Source organism: Cellulomonas sp. NTE-D12, assembly GCF_027923705.1.
Taxonomy (GTDB): Bacteria; Actinomycetota; Actinomycetes; order Actinomycetales; family Cellulomonadaceae; genus Cellulomonas.
Genome location: NZ_AP026442.1, coordinates 1,895,403 through 1,918,577, shown reverse-complemented (window position 1 = coordinate 1,918,577; position 23,175 = coordinate 1,895,403). Strand labels below are relative to the sequence as shown.

Below are 23,175 nucleotides of genomic sequence, written 5' to 3'. Positions count from 1 at the left end.
CCGCCTGCTGCCCCGCTGCAGGCGCAGCCCCGGCCGAGGTGCGCGCAGGTCACGACGCCGGACGACCCGGTCAGAGGCCGCCGCCGCGGCGACGTCGGGTACGCGCACCCGGCCATGCTGGCGGCGCAAGCGCGAAGGTCGGCGGGACGTTCGATCACGACCTGATGAACCCGACCTGGTCCCTCCCCGACCCGACGGTTCACCTCACGGCCGGCGGCAGCCTCAACCGCTTGAGCAGCAGGGCGTTGGTGGCGACGATCAGCGACGAGCCGGACATGGACAAGGCCGCGATCTCCGGGCGCAGCACCAGGCCGAACGCCGGGGCGAGCACGCCGGCGGCGATGGGCAGGGCGACGGCGTTGTAGCCGATCGCCCATCCGAGGTTCTGGCGCATCTTGCGCAGCGTGCCGCGTCCGATGCGCAGGGCCACGGCGACGTCCATCGGGTCGGAGCGCATCAGCACGACGTCCGCGGTCTCGATGGCCACGTCCGTGCCGGCGCCGATCGCGATGCCGACGTCCGCGCCGGCCAGCGCGGGAGCGTCGTTCACGCCGTCGCCGACCATGGCCACGCGGGTGCCGTCGGCCTGCAGCCGGGCGACCACCGCCGCCTTGTCGCCGGGCAGCACCTGCGCGATCACGCTGTCGATGCCGAGCTCGGCGGCGATCCGGTCGGCGGTGCCCTGGTTGTCACCGGTGAGCATGACGACCCGTACCCCGAGGTCGTGCAGCGACCGGACAGCAGCCGCGGACGTCGGTCGCACCGCGTCCGCGAGGCCGATCACGCCGACGGCGTGGCCGTCGACGGCCACGAGCACGGCGGTGCGGCCGGCGCCGGCCAGCTCGTCCTGGTCCGCCGTCACGACACCCGGGTCGACACCTTCCTCTGCCAGGAGCGTGCGGCTTCCCACCAGGACGGTCCTGCCGTCGACCCGGCCAGCCGCCCCGTGCCCGGGTACCGCGCGGAACGAGGTCGCTGCGGGCACGGCGAGCCCCCGACGCTCCGCGTCGGCGACCACGGCCCGCGCCAGGGGGTGCTCGGACTCCCGCTCCACGGCCGCGGCCAGGCGCAGCACCTCGCCGGCGTCCAGCTCGTGGGTGCGGACGTCGGTGACCGCGGGCGCCCCCAAGGTGAGCGTGCCGGTCTTGTCCATCACGACGGTCTGCACCCGCGCGAGCGACTCCAGGGCGCCGGCGCTCTTGAAGAGCACTCCCCGGTGAGCGCCCAACCCGGTCCCGACCATGAGCGCGGTCGGCGTGGCCAGCCCTAGGGCGTCGGGGCAGGTGATCACCACGACGGTGATCGCGAAGAGCAGCGCTGCCTGCAGCCCCGCACCGGCCGCGAGCCAGACGACGAACGTCAGCCCGCCGCCGACCAGGGCGACGAGCACCAGCCAGAACGCCGCCCGGTCCGCCAGCCGCTGACCCGGTGCCTTGGAGTTCTGCGCCTCCTGGACCAGCTTGACGATCTGCGCCAGCGCGGTGTCCGCGCCGACCTTGGTGGCCCGCGCGCGCAGCGCGCCGGTGGTGTTGATCGAGGCGCCCACCAGATCGTCGCCTACGGCCTTGGCCACCGGCAGGCTCTCGCCGGTCACCATCGACTCGTCCAGCTCCGACTGCCCCTGCTCGACGACGGCATCCACGGGCACCTTGGCGCCGGGGCGGATCAGCAGGAGGTCGCCGACCTGCACCTGGTCGGTGGAGACCTCGAGCTCCTGGTCGCCACGCAGCACCACCGCCTTGGGCGGGGCCAGCTCCAGGAGGGTGCGGACCGCGTCGTTCGCGCCACCCCGCGCCCGCATCTCGAGCCAGTGGCCGAGCAGGACGAACGCGGCGAGCACGGTGGACGCCTCGTAGAACACGTCGCCGCCGCCGGTGAGGGTGACCACGACGGAGTACACCCACCCGGTGCCGACCCCGACGGCGACCAGCACCATCATGTCGAGGGTCCGTGCACGCAGGGCCGAGACGGCGCCGCTGAAGAAGATCCAGGCGGAGTAGAAGATCACCGGCAGCGACAGCACCAATGCGACCACGTCGTCCCGCAGGCCGAACGGTGCCGCCGCGGTGAACCCGAGGACGTCCCGACCGATCGGCGAGAGCAGCACGATCGGCACCGACAGGACGGCGGCGACCACGAACCTGCGCCGCATGTCGGCGACCATCGCCGCCATCGACATGCCGACGTGGTGACCGCCGTGGCCCATCGCCTCGTGCGGGGACGTCGCCGGTGCCTCGTGCGCCTCGTGCGGACCCGCCGCGGTGTGGACCACGTCCCCGTCGTGGCCGTCAGGCGTCCCGTGGTCGTGGGGCGTCGCGGAGCCGGGCTGAGCCGGCTCGGCGTGGGGATCGCACACGTGCGTCGGGACGGACTGGCCCGCGCAGTGGTAGCCGCACTCGCGCACCCACTGCTCCAGCTCGGCGGCCGACGTCTCGCTCGCGTCGTACGTCACCGTCGCTGTCTGGGCGACCGCGTTCGCGGCCACCGCGTGGACCCCCGGCCGGGCGGCGAGCCGTCGTTCGACGGTGCCGGCCGAGCCGCTCACGTGCATCCCGGTCACCTGCAGCGTGATCGTCCGATCCGGCATCGTTCCGTCCCCTCTCGTCGTCCCCGCGCCTACATATACCCCATGGGGGTATATGTGCCAACCGGTCCCGTGCCCCTTGATCGAACGTCGATCGCACGGGAGCCGGGCGGCGAGGGAACCGCCGCGACCGTGGTCCCCGGGCGGAGCGCGCCCACGTGCGCCCTGCGCACGCCACGGAAGGAGTCGCCGGTGCTGCCCGTCCTCTTCTCGATCGGGACCTTTCACGTCCAGAGCTACGGCGTCAGCACGGCCGCGGCCGCGCTCGTCGCGATGTGGCTGCTGGGAGGCGCGCGCCGGCCTCGTGATCATCCGGCGCCACCATCTGCCGCCGGCCGAGGTCGCCGGCGCCGCCGCCGCTCGCCCTCGCGTACGGCATCGGCCGTATCGGCCGCTTCCTGTCCGGCGACGGCACCTACGGGACGCCGAACACCCTGCCCTGGGGCGTGACGTTCACCAACGGCGCCGTGCCCACGAGCGTCCCCGTGCACCCCACCCCGCTGCACCAGGCGCTCGCCGCAGTCGTGATCACCGTGGTCCTGTGGCGCCTGGAGCGCCGGCTCGCGCCGCTCGGTGTCTTCGGCGCCTACCTCGTGCTGCCGGGCGTCTCTCGGTTCCTCGTCGACATGCTCCGGATCACCATCCGGGTGCTCGGGCGCCTCACCCAGCCGCAGCTGTGGGCTGTGCTCGGCGTCGTGTTCGGTGCGCTCCTGGTGCTCCGGGCCGGCGCGCGGCGGGCGGAAGGTGCAGCCGACGGTGAACCGACGGCGCTCACCGAGCGCTGCCGCTCGTGCGGTGACCGCGGGTGCCGGCTCGTCGCCGCCCTGTGCCCTGGACGCTGGAGCGGGCCCGGCCGTCAGGGCGCGTCGGGCGTCCCCGTCCCGCCGGAGCACGCGGCGCCCTGCTCCGGGGTCTGGGGGCCGTTGGCGTACTTCGTGACGAAGGCCGCCAGTCGGGGGTCGTCCGTCGAGCTCAGCTGCAGCTGCAGGCCCCATGCCGAGGCGACCACCTCCGCCGGCAGGCCGGCGCGGGGCGTGACCAGGACGTAGGAGCTCGTCGCGGCCAGCGACTTCAGGGTGGCCAGCTGGGCCGCGGGAAGGTTCGGGTCGTGGGTGATCCAGACCGCACCGTGCTCGAGGGAGTGCACGGCGTTCTCGTCGGCCACCGGCGCGGAGTAGTAGCCGCAGTTCTGCACGATCTCGGAGTGGTCGCCACCGACGGGCGGGTTCTGCGCGTACGTGACGGTGCCGGTGACGTGGTTGCGGGACAGGTCGGAGAACGTCTTGACGCCCTGGATCGGGGCCTTGGCAGCAGCCTGGACGCTCGCCTCCTGGTCGGCCTGGCGCACGAGCACGGTGACGGTCGTCCCGACCAGCGCGAGCACCACGACGCCGACGATCGTCCAGACCAGCAGGCGGCGACGCCGCTCGGCGCGCCGCTGCGCCTGCTTGACCTCCGCAAGGCGTGCCTGACGCTCGGTCAGCTCCGGGGTGCGCTTCTTGCTCATCGATGAACGCCTCTCAGAAGGGTCACGGCGACGGTCGGGGTCGTGCAGCAACGGCCCGAGGACCAGCGGACCGGCGCGCGCCCGCCGGGCACGGATCCTGGACGCGCCATTGGACACCATGGGCCTGAGGACGAGCGGCTACCCGGGAGCCGCTGCGGCGGTCCTTCATCGAATCTCAACCATCGCGATGTCCGAGCCTTCGCATCGTTGCCGGAGCCTGGTTCGCATCAGGTCGGCGGAACGTGCCGGCCGGGCTGTCCGAGGAGATCGTCATGATGGGTGGGTACGGCGCCGGGATGGGCGTCGGCTGGGTGTTCATGGGTCTCTTCTGGGTGCTGCTGATCGCCGCGATCGTCTGGCTGGTGGTCGCTCTGGCTCGATCCGGGCACCGGGCGAACGACGGCGTGCCGTTCCCGCCGCCACCGACCGGTTTCGGACCGGCACCGGCACCCTCGCCGCTCGAGCTCCTCGACCGACGCCTCGCGGCGGGCGAGATCGACCTGGCGACGTACCAGCAGGTGCGTGCGGCGCTCGGCGAGCCGGGGAACCGATGAGCGCCGCAGAGGCAGGACCGCGTCGACGACGGCGGAGCTGGCTGCTCGCCGCTCTGGTCACCGCGGTCGTCCTGCTCATCGGTTCGGTGGCGGCGACCGTCGCCTGGGCCGGCAACGCCGGCGGCGGCGCGACCACGAACCGCGGCTGGAGCTCCGTCGGCCCGGGTCACGGCGCCGGCGGGATGATGAGCGGTCGCGTCGGCACGGCCGTGCCCCGGCTGGACGGCACCACCGTGCGCATCACGGCGGTCGACATGGGCGCGATGATGGGCGGCCGCGGCCACATGGGCCTGGTCGTGGACCGGGCCGCCGTACCGTCCGGGACGGTCTCGCTGGTGCTCGCCAACACCGGATGGCGCACCCACGAGCTGGTGGTGCTGCCGCTGGCCGACGGGCAGCAGGTGGGCGCGCGATCCGTGGGCGCCGACGGCACGGTCGACGAGTCCGGCAGCCTCGGCGAGGCGTCCCGCAGCGCGGGATCCGGCACCGGCGACGGCATCGCGCCGCGCACCGCGGGCTGGACCACCCTCGACCTGCCGGCCGGACGGTACGAGCTGATCTGCAACCTGCCCGGGCACTACGCGGCCGGGATGTACACGGAGCTGACCGTCTCCTGAGCCGCCGATGAGCGTGCCGGCCGGTGCTGCTCAGTGCGGCGGCTCTTCGGGCCGCGCCGTGACCGCCAACCCGGCCTGCACCTCGGCGAGCACGCGCGCGTGGATCTCTTCGGACAGGGCGTGGATGAGCCGGGTGAGCTCGGTGTTCTCCTTCAGGAGCGACTCCTGCTCCTGGTAGTCGTGATCGGCCTTGGCCTGCTGGAACGCTGCTTGCCTGTTCTGCCCGATCATGACGAAGGTCGACAGGAAGATCGCCTCGAGCGACACGATGAGGGTCAACGTCGGCCACGGTGACTGCTCGAACCACGACATCCAGACGGCGAACAGCAGGATGTGGAGATACACGAACCACATCGAGCCGGCGAACGACGTGATGGCGTCGGCGACCCGCAGCTGAAGGCTCGCGGCGCGATGCTCCGCCTCGGCGAGCACGGTCGGATGAACCAGTGCCAGATCGGCTCGCTTCAGCAGCGTGCGAGGCCGCAGATGCGGGATCGGGTGCTTCCGGGGGCTGGTCGGGGCGCCTGCTGCGCTGCTCATGGGCGTGTCTCCGCGGTGCGCGGCGAGCCGATCCCGCCGGTCTGCGACCGAGGCTAGAGCCCGAGCCCGATCAGCCCGCGCAGGGCCCTGCGCGCGGCGCCGGGCGTGGAGAGGTGGGCGGTGCGACCACGGTTTCGGAGTGCACTCGAAACGGAGTACGCTCCGTAATTGGCTGGTGAGGATGCCCGCCGACGACCCCGCCCACCGGAGGATCCGTGACCAACCCGCCAGCACCCGGGCGGCGTGAGCGCAACGCCCGCGAGAAGTACACGCGCATCTTCGAGGCCGCGTCGGCGCTGTTCTCCGAGCGCGGGTTCGACGGCGTGACCACCCAGGAGATCGCCGAACGTGCCGACGTCGGCGCCGGCACGCTGTTCCGCTACGCGGCGACCAAGGGCGAGCTGTTCCTCATGGTCTACAACGAGCAGCTGCGCACCGCGATCGACGAGGGCGACCGCAGGGCCGCGGCCGAGCCCGACGTCACGGCGGCGGTGAACGCGCTCGTCGGGACGGTGCTGAGCGGCGCGCACGACCTGCGCAACGCGGCGGTGTACCAGCGCGAGCTGCTGTTCGGTGGTCCCACGGAGAAGTACCGCGGCGAGGGGCTGGCCCTCGTCGGTCGCCTCGAGGACCTCGTCGCGACCCGGCTGCTCGACGCCGTCGACGCCGGGCGCCGGCACGAGCCCGCCCACGCCGTCGGCGCCGCCCGTGCCGCCCGGAGCGTCTTCGCGGTCCTCAACCTGCTGCTCGCCCAGCCGCTGACCGGAGCGCACCCGGGTGCCGACACCGGCGAGGAGCTGCGCGAGCAGGTGGCCCAGATCGTCCAGGGATTCCTGGCGTCGTCCGTCGAGGACACCTCCCGCTAGCCATCCGGCCCCCGGGACGACTACAGCGAAAGGCAAGGCGATGTACTACAGCAGCGGCAACTACGAGGCGTTCGCGCGTCCCCGCAAGCCTGCCGGCGTGGACGACAAGACGGCGTGGTTCGTGGGTGCGGGGCTCGCTTCGCTCGCCGGTGCCGCCTTCCTCATCCGCGACGGGCAGATGCCGGGCTCGCGGATCACGATCCTCGAGCGGCTGCGTCTGCCGGGCGGTGCGCTCGACGGCATCAAGGAGCCGGAGAAGGGCTTCGTGATCCGCGGCGGACGTGAGCTCGAGAGCCACTACGAGCTGCTCTGGGAGCTGTTCCGGTCGATCCCCTCCCTGGAGATCGAGGGGGCGAGCGTGCTCGACGAGTTCTACTGGTTGAACAAGGACGACCCGAACTACAGCCTGCTGCGGGTCACCGAGAAGCAGGGTCAGGACGCCCGCACGGACGCGAAGTTCGACATGTCGGAGAAGGCGCAGAAGGAGCTCATCAAGGTCTTCCTCGCCACCCGTGAGCAGCTGGAGAACAAGCGGATCAACGAGGTCTTCTCCCCCGAGTTCTTCGCCAGCAACTTCTGGCTGTACTGGCGGACCATGCTCGCGTTCGAGGAGTGGCACTCCGCCCTGGAGATGAAGCTGTACCTGCACCGTTTCATCCACCACATGGGCGGCTTGGGCGACATGAGCGCCCTGCAGTTCAGCAAGTACAACCAGTACGAGTCCTTCGTGCTGCCGCTGTACACCTGGCTGCTGGACCAGGGGGTCGTGTTCCGGTTCGAGACCGAGGTCACCGACGTCGACTTCGACATCGACCCCGGCACCGGCCGCAAGCAGGCCACCCGGATCCACTGGGTGTCGGGCGAGAACGGCGCCGGCGGTGACGGCGTCGACCTGTCCGAGAACGACCTGCTGTTCATGACCATCGGATCACTCACCGAGAACTCCGACAACGGCGACCACCACACGCCGGCACGGCTGGACGAGGGGCCGGCACCGGCCTGGGACCTGTGGCGACGCATCGCCGCCAAGGACCCGTCGTTCGGGCACCCGGACGTGTTCGGCTCGCACATCCCCGAGAGCAAGTGGGAGTCGGCGACCGTCACCACGCTCGACGAGCGCATCCCCCGCTACATCGAGAAGATCGCCGGCCGCGACCCGTTCGCCGGCAAGGTGGTCACCGGCGGCATCGTCACCGCGCGCGATTCCAGCTGGCTGCTGTCGTGGACCGTGAACCGCCAGCCGCACTTCAAGCAGCAGAAGCCGGACGAGATCGTCGCGTGGGTCTACGCGCTGTTCGTCGACCGGCCCGGCGACTTCGTGAAGAAGCCGATGCAGGAGTGCACCGGCGAGGAGATCACCCAGGAGTGGCTGTACCACATGGGTGTTCCGGTTGAGGAGATCCCCGAGCTGGCCGCCACGGGCGCGAAGACCGTGCCGGTGATGATGCCGTACGTCACGGCGTTCTTCATGCCGCGCCAGGCTGGCGACCGACCGGACGTCGTGCCCGACGGATCGGTGAACTTCGCCTTCATCGGCCAGTTCGCCGAGACCAAGCAGCGGGACATCATCTTCACCGTCGAGTACTCCGTGCGGACGCCGATGGAGGCCGTCTACACGCTGCTCGACATCGATCGCGGCATCCCCGAGGTGTTCGGCTCCACCTACGACATCCGCACGCTGCTGCAGGCGACGAGCGACCTGCGGGACGGCGCGCCGCTCGACATCCCCGGCGGGCCGCTCGGCCGTCAGGTGCTGAACGGCCTGGTGGGCGGCACCCAGATCGCCCGGCTGCTCGCCGAGCACGGTCTCGTCCGCGGCTGACCGCCGTCCCGACCCGCTCGACCGAGCGCACCGGCTCGGTCGAGCGGGTCGACCGCTCCGCCGGTGTCTCGACGTGCTCTACATCGCCGCCGGGCGGTCCGAGGCGAGCAGCGCCGGGCCGGAGGGCGCCGGCCCGGGTCGGCCCAGGAGGTAGCCCTGGCCGTAGTCGCAGCCGATCGCGCGCAGCGTGTCGAGCTGCTCGGGCCGCTCGATGCCCTCGGCGATCGTCTTGGCGCCCAGCGCCCGGGCCAGCTGGACGATGCCGCTCACGAGCGCCGCGCTCCTGGCGTCCGAATCCACCGTGCTGACGAACGCCACGTCGATCTTCAGGATGTCGATGGGGAAGTCGAGCAGGTAGGCCAGCGAGGCCTGCCCGCTGCCGAAGTCGTCCAGCGCGATCGTGACCCCGAGGTCGTGCAGGGCCCGGACGTGGCCGAGCGCCGTGGGACGGTCCCGCACGATGGCCGTCTCGGTGATCTCGATGCACAGGTTCTCGGGCCGCAGCCCTGCGTCCAGGAGCGCGGTGCGCACCTGCGAGAACAGGTCGGGCTCGCTGAGCTGGTGCGCCGAGACGTTGACCGCCATGACCACGTCGCACCCGTCGCCCTGCCAGGCCGCACCTTGACGAAGGGCTTCGCGCAGCACGAACTGCCCGATCGGGCCGACGGTCCCGGTCCGTTCGGCGAGCGGGATGAAGACGGAGGGGGACGCCGCGCCGAGCGCCTCCCCCTCCCACCGGCACAGCGCCTCGAACCCGGTGGTGCGGCGGGTGCTCAGGTCGACCACCGGTTGATAGTGGACCGTGAAGTCCCCGCGTTCGAGGCCGCGCAGGAGGACTCGCGCGGCACGAGCGTCGCGAGCGAAGTCGATGACGGAGACGCGCGACTCCCCGGTCAGCCACGCCACGACGACGCCGACCGTCAGGAAGGCGATGAGGCGTGCGACCCACGCCTCCGGGGTCTGAGCCAGTCCCGCCGCCACGTCGAGCGGCATCAGTGGACCGGTCACGATCCCCGAGAGGCCCGCGGTGGCGGCCGCACCGGCCCACCCGAAGCGCCCGGCAGCGAAGATGATCGGCAGGTAGAACATCTGGGGCAGCACGGACTTGGTCCCCCCGGCTGCATACGTGCCGAGCCAGGCGGCGGCGACCGTCAGGACGATCAGGGCGGCGGCGAATGCGGGGCCGGTTCGCGTCGACGTGTCCAGGAGGTGCCCGAGGCGTTCGCGGGTGTGCGACGACATCCCCGCCTGCGCGGTCTCGCCCACCCCGCTGGGGAGCTTCACGAGGAGTCCCCCGCGACCGGGCTCGCCGGGTGCGGGACGTGGCGGGTCCGGGCCCGGCCGCCAGCCCCGACGGTGCACCTGAGACCGGCCACAGCTCCCCCGGAGTCGTCGGGCATCCGGCTGGCGGTCGCCAGGCGAGGCACCACTGCGTGCATACCAGAGCATCGACCGGCGAGGTCTCGGTCTGAGCCCTCAGGCCGGGTGGAGAAGCTCCCCGCGGACGGTCGTCGTGCTCGGCGCGCGCGGGTGGAACGCCCTAGCGGTGCCGACGTCCACGCCGCAGGGCGCCGACGAGCGGCAGCACCGACCCGGCCATGAGCACCTTGGCGAAGGTCGGCTCGGCCGGGTAGAGCACGGCGCCGGCCAGCAGGAGCGCCGCGAAGGCGATCGCCATCGGGATCTGCCGCACCGAGCGGTCCAGCTGCCGGACCCGCAGCTCGAGCAGCGGCGTCTTCACCGAGAGGTCACCGCGCTCGACGAGGGTCAGGATCCGGTCGGTGCGCGCGGGGAGCGCCACGAGCGACTGGGCGATCTTGGCGCCCTCCGTGGTGATCGTGCTCCACAGACCACCCTCGCCGGCATCTCCGGAGACCAGCGTGGTGGCGTACGGCGTGATCGACGTCCACAGGTTGAAGTCGGGGTTCAGCCCGGCGCACATCCCCGACAGGACCGCCAGCGTCCGGCCGAGCAGCAGGAGGTTCTCCGGCAGCTGGAACGGCATGCTGACCAGCAGCTCACGGAACTGCAGGCCGATCTCCGCCATCTCCTTGTGGCTGATGTTGCGCAGGTCGCTCATCGCCATGCCGCCGAAGCGGTCGAAGACCTGGGCCACGGCGAGGTCCATCGCCTTGGTGTCGGCGGTGGGCAGCAGCACCCCCATGGACGTGAAGGCGGCCACGAGCCGGGCGGAGTCCTGGGTGCCGACGGCGATCAACGCCTCTCGCAGCGAGGCGCGCAGCGTGTCGGGGACCCGGCCGACCATCCCGAAGTCGATGAACGTCAGGCGGAACTGCCCGCGGTGCCCGTCGACGGGCGAGACGAAGAGGTTCCCGGGATGCGGGTCGGCGTGGAACACCCCGTCGTCGAAGATCTGCTGCAGGTAGGTCTCCACCAGCTTCTCGGCGACCTGTGCGCGGTCGATCCCCGCGGCGGTGATCGCGTCGTAGTCGCCGAGGCGGATCGCCGAGACGTCCTCGAGGGTCAGCACCCGCAGCCGTGAGTGCTCCCAGGCCACCCGCGGCACGCCGACCCGGTCGTCGTTCTCGAAGACCCAGCGGAAGTGCTCGGCGTTGCGCGCCTCGGCGGTGTAGTCCAGCTCCTCCAGCGTCGTGGTCGCGAACTCCTCCACGAGTGCCGGCACGTCCGCTCGGCTGCTGACCGGCCGGTACCGGGTCAACCAGCGACCCACCCGGCGCAGGGCTGCGAGGTCGACGGCGACGATCCGATCGATGTCCGGCCGCTGGACCTTCACGACGACCTGTGCGAACCCCGTCTCGGCCGCGTCGGCGGCCCGGAGCACCGCCCGGTGGGCCTGGCCCAGCGAGGCTGCAGCCAGCGGCGCCTCGTCGAAGGTGCGGAAGGCCTCGGCCAAGGTGCACCCGAGCTCCTGCTCGGCGCACCGCCGGATGTCGGCGAACGCGGCAGGCGGCACCTCGTCCTGCAGACCCGCCAGCTCCTCGGTGATCTCAGCCGGGAGCACGTCCAGGCGTGCCGAGAGGAACTGGCCGACCTTGATCATCAGGCCGCCCATGGCCAGGGCGAGCGCCCGGAACCGCACCGCCGTGCGACGGTTCCGGTGCGCCCGGCTGGAGTCCGACCACCGCTGCAGCCCCAACCGGGGCAGGACGATCTCCCAGAAGATGAAGCTCGCCGTCACCCCGGCGAAGAATGTGACGATCCGCCGGTACCGGGCGCGCAGCCGGGGCGACTCCGTCACGTCTCAGTCCTGGGCGAGCAGCGTGTAGACCTGCTTGCGCGCGCCGTTGAGGATCTCGATGGTCGACATGATCTGAGTCTTGTCGCCGGACTTGCCGATCTGCACCACCGCCGCGGCCAGCCGCATCCCGGCTTCGCGCAGCGCGGCGTACCCGGTGACGTCGGACTGGGCGGCCGCCACGTCCCACGGTGCGGGCTCGTCGGTCAGGTCGGCGACGGCCGCCCGGCCGGCGTCGGTGAGCGAGAAGACCCGCTTGCCACCGCTCTCGGCGGCGACGACCAGTCCCTCGTCCGCGAGCAGCTGCAAGGTGGGGTACACCGAGCCCGCGCTCGGGTTCCAGGTGCCGCCGCTGCGTGCGGACAGCTCCTGGATGATCTGGTAGCCGTGCATCGGCTCGTCCGCCAGCACCCGCAGCACCGCGGTGCGGATGTCCCCGCGCCGCGCGCGCCCGGGGTACGGGAAGCGCGGGCCCGGTCCGCCCATGCCGAAGCCGGCGATGTTGCGGGCGAAGCTGCCCAGGTCGGGACCGAAGGCTGCCTTGCTGCTGTGGTGGTACATGGTCCGACTCCTCTTGATCGCGATACTCGACGATATATCGCTAAGCATCGCACAGACTGGACGAGGGTGGCATCGTCAACCGGTCCCGGGTCCCCCGCTCGCCTCGTCACGCATCGGACCGGGGTACGTCAGGCGACCGTCGGCGCCGACCACCGGCGCCGCGCCCCACTGTCCGAGCCGGTGCACCCGCGGGTCGGAGTCGCGGACGATGTGCCGCACGGTCCAGCCACGGGCGGTCAGCGTGTTGGAGATGAGCAGTCGATGACATCGCCACGGCATCGGCTCGGCACACATGACGGCGACGCGGCGCTCGGTGGCCAGCTGCAGCAGCTCGTCGATCCCCTCCTGGTACGCCGGCAGCAGCGTGTAGTCGGCGTAGTTCTTGAAGCTGGCGTTCTGCCAGCCCGAGTTGATGCGGCTGTCGACGTCCTGCTTGGCGCGACGACCACCGAGCCTCTCGAGGTGCACGTAGCCGACGGACGCCCGCGCCAGCCACCCCGGCATGAGGTCGCGGCTGAACTGCGGGCTGGTCCGCGAGCCGGGGTGGGCGCGGACGTCCGCGAGCACGCCGATGCGGATGGCGACGAGCCTGGCGACGAACGTCTGCTCCGGGCACGTCCAGTGCCCGATGGTCCAGATCTCTCTCATCCCCGAGCTCCTCGGCAGCGCGAACGGTGGACGGCCCTACCGACCCGTCGGCTGGTCAGCGGCCCGTGGCCGTCTGACCGCGGCCTCCCTGTAGACCGACACGGTGGCCTCGCCGTCGAGCCAGAATCGCCAGGGGTACGCCGCAGCGTCACCGCCGAGCCCGCTGATGCCCACGCGTGGGCCCGTCCTCACGCGGGCGCCGGACGAGCCGGCCGACGGATCACGGAACGGCGCCCGCACCACGAAGGCGCTGCTCGGCGAGCAGACGTCGACGCCGTTGTCGTCGCGGCCGAGCGCCAGCGTCTTGGCCAGCCGCGCAGGCCCCCTGGCCAGGTCGCGGTCGCGGACTCCGGCCCTGCGAGAACGGGCGAGGTCGAGCCCGTCGACCACCTCGCCGGCCCGCATCAGCACACCGCGCGCGACGCCTGACGAACCGCACACGAGGTTGGCGCACCAGTGCATGCCGTAGGTGAAGTAGACGTACAGGTGCCCGGGCTCGCCGAACATCACGCGCGTGCGCGCGGTGACGCCTCTGAAGGCGTGCGAGCCGGGGTCGTTCGACCCGTCGTACGCCTCCACCTCGGTCAGACGGACCGTGACGCCCGCGTGCGAGACGGTGCAGCCCAGGAGCTCGGGTGCCACCTGCAGGACCGGGCGGGCGAAGAAGTCTCGTGTCAGTCCATCGAGCGGCACATCGTCTCGCCTCCAGCCCGGGTCTCGCCCTGGTTCCCCGCCTGGCCGCGGGGCGCACCGGTCTGCCATCGTCACCCCTCCACGCGCGGCTGTCGCGCAGGGACCGGTCGATCGCGCCCGGGCGAGGCGGACGCCGCGCGCCACCCAGGGGCGCCTACGTTTGCCGCATGGCGGTCGCGCGCACCCGGAAGGCCAGGGCGGCCCGCCGGCGCAAGCGGCGGATGGACAGCGTCGAGCACGACCTGACCGATGCCCAGTGGACAGCGATCCAGGCCGCCTGGGGCGGCTGCGCGTACTGCGGAGCGGTCGACTCGCCGCTGCAGCGCGACTGCGTGCTCCCCCTCTCTCGTGGCGGCCGCTACACGCTGGACAACATCGCGCCGGCATGCCGCTCCTGCAACGCCAGCAAGTGCAACGACGAGGTCACGGGCTGGCTGCGGCGCAAGCGGCTCGACGAGAGCGCCTTCCTGCTGCGCCATCGTCAGATCACCGCGGCCCTCGTGCAGCGGTTCGCCGTGGAAGGCGGCTCGAGGCCGGCGGTCCCGGAGGCAGGCTGACCTCGCCGCTGGGGGTCGGTAGGACCGACGTGGTCGGAGGTTCGGCGCCGCGGCTGCCCAGGACGCGTCAGGCCGATCGGCGCCTGAGCCCGCGCCCGAGGCAAGTCGTCCGGCCGTGCGCCGAGGGACGTGCCGCGCGCTGGCTTCCCGCACGGCCCTTCGACGATCGGGCCGGACTGCGGTCGCCGTCGTGAGCCTCGCCCCATCGCGCCTGCACGGCGAGCCGCTCCGTGTGCAGCCGGTCGGAATCGGGGTGGTTCGGGCCGGCGGTGGGCCAGCCGGGACCGCGGACGAGGGCGACGAGCGGCGCCACGAGGAGAGCCAGGAACAGGAGGACGGGGAGGAGCGACATGTATCCAGCGTGGTCGCGGAGCCAGGCCCGCGACAGTGGCAGAAATGACGCCGTGCGGCAAGATCCTGCCAGGACGGATAGCATCGCCGGATGCTCCGTACCGTTGGTGTGCTGCTGGTCGACGGGCTGGCGATGTTCGAGTTCGGGGTGGTCTGCGAGGTCTTCGGCATCGACCGCACCGACGAGGGAGTCCCGTCGTTCGACCTGCGGATCGCCGCCGCCCGGCCTCGCGTCGACGCTGCGGTCGGCGTGCGGGTGGAGGTCACCCACAGCCTGGCCGAGCTCGAGGACGTTGACCTGCTGACGATCCCGGCCGCCACGATTGGCCACTACGACGAGAGGGCGCTCCGGACGGTCCGAGCCGCACATGCGCGCGGCACCCGTCTGCTGTCCGTCTGCTCGGGGGTGTTCGTGCTCGCCGCAGCCGGCGTCCTCGACGGTCGGCGCGCCACCACGCACTGGAGGTACGCCCGAGAGCTCGCCGAGCGGTACCCGACGGTCGACGTGGACCCGGACGTGCTCTACGTGGACGACGGCCAGGTGGTGACCAGCGCGGGCACAGCCGCCGGTATCGACGCGTGCCTGCACGTGGTGCGCCAGGAGCTCGGCGCCGGCGTCGCCAACACGATCGCGCGCCGGATGGTGGTCCCGCCCCAACGTGACGGCGGACAACGCCAGTACATCGTGGCGCCCGTCCCGGAGTGCGACGACGACGCGCTCCGCGACGTGCTGGCGTGGGCCGAGGCCAACCTCGCCGAGCCGCACAGCGTCGCGTCCCTGGCGGCGCGTGCCCTGGCGTCTCCCCGAACGTTCGCCCGGCGCTTCGTGGCGCAGACGGGCACCACGCCGGCGCGGTGGCTGACCGCCCAACGCGTCCAGCGGGCTCGGGAGCTGCTCGAGGAGACCGACCAGGACATCGAGGCGGTGGCTCGCGCATGCGGCTTCGGTTCAGGTTCGCTGCTGCGGCACCACTTCCGAGCGGCGGTCGGCGTACCGCCCCAGGACTACCGCGCCACGTTCGCGGCCCGACGGCGCCCGGTCGCGTAGCCCAGGGGCGGATGTCGCCGCCCCCGCCGGGAACGGGCCCAGACGCTCCGCGGAATGGCCCGCCCAGCTTCGTCAGCTCATCCTTGGAGCGCTACTCGTGCGCGGTCGCGGACGCCAGCGCGAGCACGAACCTGGCCTGCTCCACCATCGCGACGTCGAGGAACGTGCCGTCCGCCAGGACCAGCGCGCCGACGCCGGCGGCCGTCGCGGTCCCGATCCGGTCGACCACCTGCTGCGCCTGTGCGACCTCCTCCGGCGTCGGGGCGAAGGCGCTCCGGATCACGTCGAGCTGCGCGGGGTGGATCGCCGCGCGACCGCAGAAGCCGAGCCGCCTACCCGCCGTGCACGACTCACGCAGGCCCTCGAGGTCGCGGACGTGCGGGTACACCGACATGGCGGGGGACGGCAGACCGGCGGCCCGCGCAGCCAGCACGACCCGTGCGCGGGCGAGGGCGAGACCCTCGTCGGAGGTGCAGCGCAGGTCGGAGCGCAGGTCTGCCTCGCCCAGGCCGAGCGAGGCCACCGCCGGGTCGGCTCGTGCCACGTCGAAGGCGCGTTCGACGCCGAGCGCGGTCTCGACGAGCAGGTGCAGGGGTCGGGCGGGCAGGCGGCGGGCCGCGTCGGCCACCTGCTCGGGGACCTCGATCTTGGGCAGCCGCACCCCGAGGTCGGCCCGCAGCGAGGCCAGCAGCTCGATGTCGCCCTCGTACCACGGCGTGCCCGGCGCGTTCACCCGTACCTGGATCGAACGGTCGGCGCTGGCCACCGCCTCCCGCACGGTGTCCCGCGCGCCGGCCTTGTGGGCCGGCGCGACGGCGTCCTCCAGGTCGAGCACGACCACGTCGGCGGCCGAGCGCAGCGCCTTGGTGACGAGCTCGGGCCGATCCGCCGGCGCGTAGAGGAGCGTCACCACGACGCCGGTCATATCGCGCCGTCCGAACGCAGCTCGGCGATGCGCCCGTCGGTGAAGCCGAGGTCGCGGAGCACCGCATCGGTGTCCGCGCCGTGCGGCCGTCCGGTGTGGGCGATCACGGCGTCCGCATCCGACAGCCGGAACAGCGGGCCCTGCATCTTCATGCGTCCCAGCTCCGGGTCGTCGATCTCGTGGATCGTTCCGAGGGCGCCGAACTGGGGGTCGTCGACGATGTCGTGGGCGTCGTAGATGGGAGCGACCGCGGCATCGGCCGCCTCGAAGGCCGCGGCGACCTCGTCACGGGTCCGCTGCCCGATCCAGCTTCCGACCACCGCGTCCAGCTCGTCCGCGTGCTCCGCGCGCGACGCGCCCGATGCGAACCACGGCTGCGCGGCGAGCTCCGGGTGGCCGACCAGCCGCACGACCCGCTCCGCGACGGACTGCGCCGACGTGGAGACCGCCACCCAACGGCCGTCCGCCGTCCGATAGGTGTTACGTGGCGCGTTGTTGGACGACCGGTTGCCGGTGCGCGCCTGGACCGTTCCGAGCTGGTCCCAGCGGGTGATCTGCGGACCGAGCATCGCCAGGATGGGCTCGATGATCGCCAGGTCGACCTGCTGGCCGCGGCCCGTCCGTTCGCGGTCGTGCAGGGCCACCATGACGGCGTAGGCGCAGGCCAACGACGCGATGCCGTCGGCTAGGCCGAACGGCGGGAGTGTCGGCGGTCCGTCCGGCTCGCCGGTCAGCGCGGCGAAGCCGGACATCGCCTCCGCCAGCGTGCCGAAGCCGGGCCGGTTGCGGTAGGGCCCTACCTGGCCGAAGCCGGTCACCCTCGCGAGGACGAGGCGTGGGTTCGCCGCCGAGAGCACGTCGTACCCGAGGTCCCAGCGTTCGAGCGTGCCGGGCCGGAAGTTCTCGATGACGACGTCCGCTGTGCGGGCCAGGGCGAGGAAGACCTCACGGCCACCGGTCCGGGACAGGTCCGCGGTGACCGCCGCCTTGTTGCGGCCCAGGGTCTTCCACCAGAGGTTGATGCCGTCCTTGGCGACCCCGTGGCCGCGGGACGGGTCCGGCTTGCGCGGATGCTCGACCTTGACCACCTCGGCACCCATGTCGCCCAGGTGCATGGCCGCCATGGGGCCGGCGAACAAGGTGGAGGCGTCGACCACGCGCAGGTCCGACAACGGTCCCCTCGGACGGTCGTGCGGCGCGCTCATGGTCGCTCCTCCTCGATCACCCACGCACAACGAAAGCCGATCCACCGGCTCCGGGCCAGGCCCAGGCCGGGCAGCAGGAGCTTCGCCGTGAGCTCCGGCGGCTGTGGTCCCCCGTCGAAGTACCAGTCGGAGCCCTGGGCGACGTGGTCCGAGCCGCCCTTGAGCATCGCGAACCGGGTGCGCCCGTCCGTGTGCTCGCTGTCCGTCCAGTTCCACACCAGCGGTGCCCGCCGCCGCAGACGGCCGGTCTGCGCCGCGAGCTGCCACTCGTCCTCCGTCGGCAACCGACCGCCTCGCCATGCGCAGTAGGCGCGCGCGTCGGCCAGGTCGACGTGCACCACCGGATCGTCCTCATGGCCGGGGACGGGCCGACCGTCGGCCCAGTGGAGCAGGAACCGGTTCGGCGTGGCCGGCCGGTAGCCGGTCGCCTCGAGGAACTGGGCGAACTGCCGGTTGCTCACCTCGTCGGCACCCACGGCGACGGGTGCGGCCTGGACGCCGTCCCGCTGCAGCGTCCGCGGGTCGTGCAGGCGCGGCGGCAGCGGCTTCCACTCGTCGACGTACGGCGCGCCCTGGTACATCCCCGTCTCCCGCGCCCGGTACCGGACGGTCAGTGCCCAGGGGCCTGCCGGGACCACCACCGTCTCGCCCTCGATCGCCGCGCGGTCCGTGACCGGTGGCGCCGTCGCCCCGACCCGGACGGCGACGCGGTGGCGGAACCCGGCGTCGGGCACGTGCTCGAGACCTCGCATCGCCGCGCGCAGGTCCGGTAGCCATGACGGCTCCGGGGCGCCCGGCCGAAGGACCAGGACCGCGGCGATGCCCTGAGCCGGCACGTGCACGTGCTCGCCGCCGGCCGTCTGGTCCTGGTCGGGAGCGGCGGTGAGGTCCACGACCGTGCCGACGGTCCCGGCGGGCAGCACTGCCCCGGTCACGTCGCTCCTGCCCCGGTTGACCAGCGCCCACAGCTCGACGCCGTCGAGGGCGAACCGCGAGGCGTGCACGCCGGGGAGCTGCGGCGCGAGCGGCGCCAGCGGGGTCCACTCGCCGTCCAGCAGCAGCTCGTCCGCCGCGCGCTGCACCGTGAGCACCCGGCGAGCGGTGGCGGCGTCGCGCGGGCTCCATCCCACCCAGACGCCGAACACGACCTCCCAGACCATCACCCCGACGCCGTTGAACCAGGCCGACTGCAGCTCCGCGGCGTGGTCTCGGTGCCAGCGGCGCGTGTGGTGCTGCATGTGGCGCCGTTCGAACCAGTGCGCGCGCAGCACCCCGGGCACGGCGGAGTCGGCGAAGAACTGGGCCCACGACGTCGCGTGGTCACCGATCCGCTCCACCGCCAGCTTCGACTCGCCCTCCAGCACGATCCCGGGTCGTACGCGTCGGAGCGCCGCCACCAGCTCGGGTTCCGCCTTCCGCAGGGTGTCGAGGAACACACCGTCGGCGTCCAGGTCGGCGACCAGCGAGGCGAGCTCGTCGACGTCGTCACCGGCGCGACGCGTCCCGACGTCCCACGGGTTGTAGTCCACGAAGACGCGCAGGCCGGCGTCGTGCAGCTGGCTCACCAGGGCCCGCAGGCCGGGGACGTCGCGGTACCAGTCCCACTGGTTGCGCTCGTCGACGCCGATCACCGGGTAGGCGTGCCACAGCACGACGGCGTCGAGCCTGCCGAACCGCTCCCGCGCGTCGGCGACGAACCGATCAGGGGTGAACGTCGCCCGCTCGGCGTCGTAGAGCAGCTCGTCCCACAGCCACACCTGGGCGACCGCGTGGCAGCGGGCCGCCCACGCGGCCCCCGGCTCGTCGTAGATCCGCCCGTCGTAGCCGATCCGGCCGCGCGACGCCGCGCGCCACTCGGTCAAGCGGGCCCGCCACGCCGGGACCTCGTCCTCCCGGTCGGGCGCGGCGAAGATCTTGGCGTCGTCCATCCGGTCGACCAGCTCCGCGGTGAGCGGTCCCTGCAGGTCGACGACGGTCGGCAGGTCGATCGGTCGCGGCACCAGCGGGTCGAGGGTGTCGCTCATGCGAGCGCCGCCAGGGTCGCGTCGACCTCGGCCGCCGCCGGCACCCCCGGCTGCGCGCCGCGGCGGGTCACGGCCAGGGCTCCGGCCACCGTGGCCGTCCGGACCGCGGCGACGACGTCGTCCCCGCCGGCGAGGCGCGCGGCCAGGACGCCGCAGAAGGTGTCGCCCGCACCTGTGGCGTCGACGGGCTCGACCTCGATCGAGGGCACGCGCACCACCGAGGTGCCGCGTCGCGCGACCAGCGCGCCACGTTCGCCCATCGTGACCACGACCGTCGGCACCTTCGCGAGCAGGAGCTCCACGGCGGTGTCGACGTCGCCGTCGTGCCGGCCGAGGTCGACGGCCTCGTGCTCGTTGACCACCAGCACGTCGATCGCCGCCCACAGCTGGTCGGGCAGCGGACGCGACGGTGCCGCGTTGACGATCAGCAGGCACCCGGGCCGGCGCGCTGCGGCTGCCGAGAGGACCGCCTCGAGCGGGATCTCCAGCTGGGCCAGGATCACGTCCGCCTCCCCCACGGCCGCGGTGGCGGCGGAGGTCACGCGGACGCGGGGGTTCGCGCCGGGGGCGACGACGATCGTGTTCTCCCCGTCCGGCGTGACGGTGATCAGGGCCGTGCCGGTCGGTACGTCGACCCGCTGGACCGTGTCGGTGCTCACGCCCGCGTCCCGCAGCGACTCGAGCAGGAGCTCGGCCGCGTCGTCGTGACCGAGCGCGCCGACGAACGACGTCGTCGCCCCTCCCGCGCGGGCGGCGGCGACCGCCTGGTTGGCGCCCTTGCCCCCGGGGCTGCGCCGCAGGTCCCCGCCCAGCACCGTCTCCCCCGGTGACGGGTGCCGCGCCACGTCGACGACGAGGTCGACGTTCGCGGAGCCGACCACCACGACTCTGCCGCTCATCGACCGCTCCCCGCGTCCTGCGCGAGCCGGGCAGTCCGGGCGACGAGGTCCTCGATCCGCTGCTCGCCGCCGGGCAACGACGTGGCGATCCGCCCGTCGATCGGCGTCGTCCACCGCTCGCCGATCCCCTGCACGCCGACCAGGGCACCGACGACGCCGCCGACGGTCGCCCCGACGGAATCGGTGTCCCACCCGGCGGTCACCGCGGCGCAGACGCTGTCCCCGAACCGCCCCCCGCCGCGCTCGAGCGCGAAGGCGATGGTCGCGGCGTTGGGCAGCACGTGCACCCAGTGCGGCCGGTCGTAACGAGCGTGCAGCCGGTCGAGCCCCTCGGCGAGCGTGCCGTGGTCACGGCCGGCTCGGCGACCGAGGTCGATCGCCTCCGCGAGCGCGCTCGCCGGCGGGACGACGCGGGAGGCGGTGTCCAGGACGGACCCCACCGAGTCGGCCACCACGGCCGCGGACGCGAGGGCCGCCGCCCACATGGCGCCGTACAGGCCGTTGCGCGTGTGGCTGAGCCGGGCGTCGCGCCAGGCCAGCTCGGCGGCGTGCAGCGGTCGTCCCGGGCTGGTCCAGCCGTACACGTCGGCGCGGATCAGCGCACCGATCCATTCCCGGAACGGGTTGCGCCGTCGGGCCGTCTCGGGCACCGGGTACGCCTCGAGGAGGTTGCGGTAGGCCGCCCGCTCCGCGGTGAACACGCGTCCGGCGGGAAGGTGGTCGAGCCACAGCTGCGCCACGTCGTCGGTCGTGAAGGCGGAGCCGTGCTGCTCGAGGAGCAGCAGCGCCAGCATCGGGAAGTTGAGGTCGTCGTCCTCCGGCGCCCCGGCGATGCTCTCCTCCAGGCTCGTCGGCGCGCTGCGCCGGTTCCAGGGCCAACGAGCCGCCACGTCGTCCGGCAGACCCGCCGCGGTGAAGTACCGGTCCAGCGGCCAGCGGCCGGTCGACCGGAGGATCGCCTCGATGCCCTCCCGGGGGATCTTCTCCACCGGTTTGCCGAGCACGCACCCGGCGGCCCGGCCCGTCCAGGCTCCCACCAGCCGGGCGTGGAGATCCGGGCCCGCCTGCTCGTCGCCGACCGCGCCGAGGATCTCTGCGAGGTCGGCCCACTCGTCCGGCTGCGACGGGTCCAGGGCCGCGGGCGTCGCGTCCAGCTCGTCGAGCAGGACGCCGGCGAGCGGCCGCAGCGGCTGCATGGCCGGGTCGTCGGAAGCCCCGGACACGGAGGGGCTCGGATCGCCTCCGGCCGCCACCCAGCGGTCGCGCACGTCGGACACGTCCTTGCCCTCGGCCTGCGACTGGACGAGCTCGTGCGCGAGGAGGTCCTCGGGCTGCGCCCAGGTCAGTCTCACGGGCGCGCCCCTGCCGCCTGCTCCACCAAGGCGGACAGCCGCGCGGCGCGCTCGGACGCTCGGCGGGCATCGGCACCGACCAGGTCCGTCACGACGTCGGCCATGAGCCGCCCGGTCGCCCGCACGTCGATCCGGCTGGCGTGCTCGACCTCGTCCAGCCACTCGGTCGGCACGGCCGGGCTACCACCCAAGCCGGCAGCGAGCGCACCGGCCATCGACGCGATCGAGTCGGCGTCGCGGCCGTAGTTCACGGCCGCCAGCACCGCTGGGCGGTACTGCCCCCGGTGCGCGGCGAGCAGCGCCAGTGCGACGGGAAGCTCCTCGATCGACTTGGTCCGTGAGGGTCGTCGGGCGTCCATCGTCGGCGCCCGGTAGTCCTCGCCGACGGTGTCGAAGGGCGCGACGGCCACCCGGACGCGGTGGGCCAGGTCCCGTTCCTCGTCGTCGTCCGTCGGCGGCGGCACGGCCGCGACGGCGTCGAGGACCGCGTCGATCGCCGCAGCGGTGCCGTCGTGGGCGAGCCGGCGGGCGGCCTGCAGGACGGTGTCGACGGTGGCGTCCGGCGCCACCGATGCCGCGACCGCGGCTGCGAGGACTCCGGCCGCCTCGCGTCCGTAGCTGGACTGGTGAGCCCCGGCGACGTCGATCGCCTCGGCGTAGGCGGCCTCCGGCTCCCCGGGGTTGGCCAGCCCGACCGGGGCGATGAACATCGCGGCGCCGCAGTTGACGATGTTCCCCGCGCCCGCCTCCCGGGGGTCGACGTGCCCGTAGTGCAGGCGTGCCACGAGCCACTTCTCGGCGAGGAACACCCGCTGCACCAGCAGGGCGGTGTCCTGCAGCTCCGGCACCCACTGGGGTTCGCCGATCATCAGCGGCACCAGCTCCTCGGCGACCGCGTACGCGTCGAGGTGATCCCGCCTGCGTGCGTACACCTCCACGAGTGCCCTGGTCATGAGGGTGTCGTCGGTCACGTGCCCGTCGCCCTTGTGGTACGGCGCGATCGGCCGCGCGTCCCGCCAGTTCTCGTGGAACGGTCCGACGACGCCCCGGACGCGGCCGCCGTAGCGCTCCTCGATCTGCTGCGGCGTCCAGCCCTCCGTCGCCCCACCGAGCGCGTCGGCCACGGCCGACCCCGTGATGACCGCGGTCACGCGGTCCTGCAGCCCGTCCACCGGTCCTCCTCGCACGACGATCCCCCTGCATGC

20 protein-coding genes and 1 pseudogene are annotated in these 23,175 nt (G+C 72.9%); 7 read left to right on the top strand and 14 right to left on the bottom strand.

The genetic code is table 11. From position 1 onward, the window contains the following. Positions 1-199: 199 nt before the first annotated feature. Entirely contained in the window at positions 200-2,587 is a 2,388-nt protein-coding gene (locus QMF98_RS08820) for a heavy metal translocating P-type ATPase (RefSeq protein WP_337972736.1), read from the bottom strand. Between the two features lie 320 nt (positions 2,588-2,907). Here QMF98_RS08820 and QMF98_RS17020 point away from each other — a divergent pair. Then, positions 2,908-3,243, top strand: a pseudogene (locus QMF98_RS17020) (prolipoprotein diacylglyceryl transferase family protein); the annotation flags it as partial. 197 nt (positions 3,244-3,440) lie between these two features. On the opposite strand, the gene QMF98_RS08815 reads toward QMF98_RS17020, so the two are convergent. Then, positions 3,441-4,091 (bottom strand): thioredoxin-like domain-containing protein, encoded by a 651-nt coding sequence (locus QMF98_RS08815; protein ID WP_337972735.1) that lies wholly within the window; start codon positions 4,089-4,091, stop codon positions 3,441-3,443. A gap of 242 nt (positions 4,092-4,333) precedes the next feature. Here QMF98_RS08815 and QMF98_RS08810 point away from each other — a divergent pair, with 242 nt between their 5' ends. Next, the gene (locus QMF98_RS08810; protein ID WP_337972734.1) at positions 4,334-4,645 is read left to right on the top strand and encodes an SHOCT domain-containing protein; all 312 of its coding nucleotides are present in this window, start codon (positions 4,334-4,336) and stop codon (positions 4,643-4,645) included. Further along, a complete protein-coding gene (locus QMF98_RS08805; RefSeq protein ID WP_337972733.1) occupies positions 4,642-5,262 on the top strand; it encodes a sulfocyanin-like copper-binding protein in 621 nt (206 codons plus the stop codon). The genes QMF98_RS08810 and QMF98_RS08805 overlap by 4 nt, the downstream gene beginning before the upstream one ends. Positions 5,263-5,292: 30 nt before the next feature. Here QMF98_RS08805 and QMF98_RS08800 read toward each other — a convergent pair whose 3' ends face one another. Then, the gene (locus QMF98_RS08800) at positions 5,293-5,802 is read right to left on the bottom strand and encodes a DUF1003 domain-containing protein (protein WP_337972732.1); all 510 of its coding nucleotides are present in this window, start codon (positions 5,800-5,802) and stop codon (positions 5,293-5,295) included. Between the two features lie 215 nt (positions 5,803-6,017). Between QMF98_RS08800 and QMF98_RS08795 the strand changes: the two genes are divergently transcribed. Further along, positions 6,018-6,668 carry a TetR/AcrR family transcriptional regulator gene (locus QMF98_RS08795; protein WP_337972731.1) on the top strand — a complete coding sequence of 217 codons (651 nt, stop codon included), beginning with the start codon at positions 6,018-6,020 and terminating at the stop codon, positions 6,666-6,668. A gap of 40 nt (positions 6,669-6,708) precedes the next feature. After that, complete coding sequence (locus tag QMF98_RS08790) at positions 6,709-8,490, top strand: oleate hydratase (RefSeq protein WP_337972730.1); 1,782 nt, start codon at positions 6,709-6,711, stop codon at positions 8,488-8,490. Positions 8,491-8,568: 78 nt separating this feature from the next. Here QMF98_RS08790 and QMF98_RS08785 read toward each other — a convergent pair whose 3' ends face one another. The 5 genes from QMF98_RS08785 to QMF98_RS08765 all read right to left on the bottom strand — a co-directional run bounded on the left by QMF98_RS08785 (position 8,569) and on the right by QMF98_RS08765 (position 13,678). Then, entirely contained in the window at positions 8,569-9,774 is a 1,206-nt protein-coding gene (locus QMF98_RS08785) for an EAL domain-containing protein (RefSeq protein WP_337972729.1), read from the bottom strand. 256 nt (positions 9,775-10,030) lie between these two features. Next, complete coding sequence (locus QMF98_RS08780; RefSeq protein ID WP_337972728.1) at positions 10,031-11,710, bottom strand: ABC1 kinase family protein; 1,680 nt, start codon at positions 11,708-11,710, stop codon at positions 10,031-10,033. A gap of 3 nt (positions 11,711-11,713) precedes the next feature. Beyond that, on the bottom strand, positions 11,714-12,268 hold the full coding sequence (locus QMF98_RS08775; RefSeq protein ID WP_291757379.1) for a PadR family transcriptional regulator: 555 nt from the start codon (positions 12,266-12,268) through the stop codon (positions 11,714-11,716). Positions 12,269-12,343: 75 nt separating this feature from the next. Next, entirely contained in the window at positions 12,344-12,916 is a 573-nt protein-coding gene (locus tag QMF98_RS08770) for a DUF488 domain-containing protein (protein ID WP_337972727.1), read from the bottom strand. A 36-nt stretch (positions 12,917-12,952) separates the two neighbouring features. Beyond that, positions 12,953-13,678: a DNA-3-methyladenine glycosylase gene (locus QMF98_RS08765; protein ID WP_490715600.1), complete on the bottom strand. Its 726-nt coding sequence runs from the start codon at positions 13,676-13,678 to the stop codon at positions 12,953-12,955. 98 nt (positions 13,679-13,776) lie between these two features. On the opposite strand from QMF98_RS08765, the gene QMF98_RS08760 reads away from it, so the two are divergent. Both QMF98_RS08760 and QMF98_RS08755 read left to right on the top strand, forming a co-directional pair. Continuing rightward, positions 13,777-14,166: an HNH endonuclease gene (locus tag QMF98_RS08760; protein ID WP_337972725.1), complete on the top strand. Its 390-nt coding sequence runs from the start codon at positions 13,777-13,779 to the stop codon at positions 14,164-14,166. A 442-nt stretch (positions 14,167-14,608) separates the two neighbouring features. Continuing rightward, positions 14,609-15,565 (top strand): helix-turn-helix domain-containing protein, encoded by a 957-nt coding sequence (locus tag QMF98_RS08755; protein WP_337972724.1) that lies wholly within the window; start codon positions 14,609-14,611, stop codon positions 15,563-15,565. 91 nt (positions 15,566-15,656) lie between these two features. On the opposite strand, the gene QMF98_RS08750 is transcribed toward QMF98_RS08755, so the two are convergent. The 6 genes from QMF98_RS08750 to QMF98_RS08725 are packed head-to-tail and all read right to left on the bottom strand — an operon-like array spanning position 15,657 to position 23,142. Then, the gene (locus QMF98_RS08750) at positions 15,657-16,490 is read right to left on the bottom strand and encodes an HpcH/HpaI aldolase/citrate lyase family protein (protein WP_337972723.1); all 834 of its coding nucleotides are present in this window, start codon (positions 16,488-16,490) and stop codon (positions 15,657-15,659) included. Then, positions 16,487-17,695, bottom strand: a complete 1,209-nt coding sequence (locus tag QMF98_RS08745; RefSeq protein ID WP_337972722.1) for a CaiB/BaiF CoA transferase family protein — start codon at positions 17,693-17,695, stop codon at positions 16,487-16,489. Before QMF98_RS08745 ends, QMF98_RS08750 begins: the two co-directional genes overlap by 4 nt. After that, on the bottom strand, positions 17,692-19,719 hold the full coding sequence (locus QMF98_RS08740; protein ID WP_337972721.1) for an SUMF1/EgtB/PvdO family nonheme iron enzyme: 2,028 nt from the start codon (positions 19,717-19,719) through the stop codon (positions 17,692-17,694). Before QMF98_RS08740 ends, QMF98_RS08745 begins: the two co-directional genes overlap by 4 nt. After that, positions 19,716-20,618: a ribokinase gene (locus tag QMF98_RS08735; protein ID WP_337972720.1), complete on the bottom strand. Its 903-nt coding sequence runs from the start codon at positions 20,616-20,618 to the stop codon at positions 19,716-19,718. The genes QMF98_RS08740 and QMF98_RS08735 overlap by 4 nt, the downstream gene beginning before the upstream one ends. Next, positions 20,615-21,970 carry an ADP-ribosylglycohydrolase family protein gene (locus QMF98_RS08730; protein WP_337972719.1) on the bottom strand — a complete coding sequence of 452 codons (1,356 nt, stop codon included), beginning with the start codon at positions 21,968-21,970 and terminating at the stop codon, positions 20,615-20,617. The genes QMF98_RS08735 and QMF98_RS08730 overlap by 4 nt, the downstream gene beginning before the upstream one ends. Continuing rightward, positions 21,967-23,142, bottom strand: coding sequence for an ADP-ribosylglycohydrolase family protein (locus tag QMF98_RS08725; RefSeq protein ID WP_337972718.1), 1,176 nt, complete (start codon positions 23,140-23,142; stop codon positions 21,967-21,969). The genes QMF98_RS08730 and QMF98_RS08725 overlap by 4 nt, the downstream gene beginning before the upstream one ends. Positions 23,143-23,175: the final 33 nt, after the last annotated feature.

Bases quoted from the DNA above. Each gene is read 5' to 3' on its own strand.
- QMF98_RS08820 (WP_337972736.1), bottom strand. From the start codon at position 2,587: ATGCCGGATCGGACGATCACGCTGCAGGTGACCGGGATGCACGTGAGC.
- QMF98_RS08815 (WP_337972735.1), bottom strand. From the start codon at position 4,091: ATGAGCAAGAAGCGCACCCCGGAGCTGACCGAGCGTCAGGCACGCCTT.
- QMF98_RS08805 (WP_337972733.1), top strand. From the start codon at position 4,642: ATGAGCGCCGCAGAGGCAGGACCGCGTCGACGACGGCGGAGCTGGCTG.
- QMF98_RS08800 (WP_337972732.1), bottom strand. From the start codon at position 5,802: ATGAGCAGCGCAGCAGGCGCCCCGACCAGCCCCCGGAAGCACCCGATC.
- QMF98_RS08790 (WP_337972730.1), top strand. From the start codon at position 6,709: ATGTACTACAGCAGCGGCAACTACGAGGCGTTCGCGCGTCCCCGCAAG.
- QMF98_RS08775 (WP_291757379.1), bottom strand. From the start codon at position 12,268: ATGTACCACCACAGCAGCAAGGCAGCCTTCGGTCCCGACCTGGGCAGC.
- QMF98_RS08770 (WP_337972727.1), bottom strand. From the start codon at position 12,916: ATGAGAGAGATCTGGACCATCGGGCACTGGACGTGCCCGGAGCAGACG.
- QMF98_RS08765 (WP_490715600.1), bottom strand. From the start codon at position 13,678: ATGGCAGACCGGTGCGCCCCGCGGCCAGGCGGGGAACCAGGGCGAGAC.
- QMF98_RS08760 (WP_337972725.1), top strand. From the start codon at position 13,777: ATGGCGGTCGCGCGCACCCGGAAGGCCAGGGCGGCCCGCCGGCGCAAG.
- QMF98_RS08755 (WP_337972724.1), top strand. From the start codon at position 14,609: ATGCTCCGTACCGTTGGTGTGCTGCTGGTCGACGGGCTGGCGATGTTC.
- QMF98_RS08750 (WP_337972723.1), bottom strand. From the start codon at position 16,490: ATGACCGGCGTCGTGGTGACGCTCCTCTACGCGCCGGCGGATCGGCCC.
- QMF98_RS08745 (WP_337972722.1), bottom strand. From the start codon at position 17,695: ATGAGCGCGCCGCACGACCGTCCGAGGGGACCGTTGTCGGACCTGCGC.
- QMF98_RS08740 (WP_337972721.1), bottom strand. From the start codon at position 19,719: ATGAGCGACACCCTCGACCCGCTGGTGCCGCGACCGATCGACCTGCCG.
- QMF98_RS08735 (WP_337972720.1), bottom strand. From the start codon at position 20,618: ATGAGCGGCAGAGTCGTGGTGGTCGGCTCCGCGAACGTCGACCTCGTC.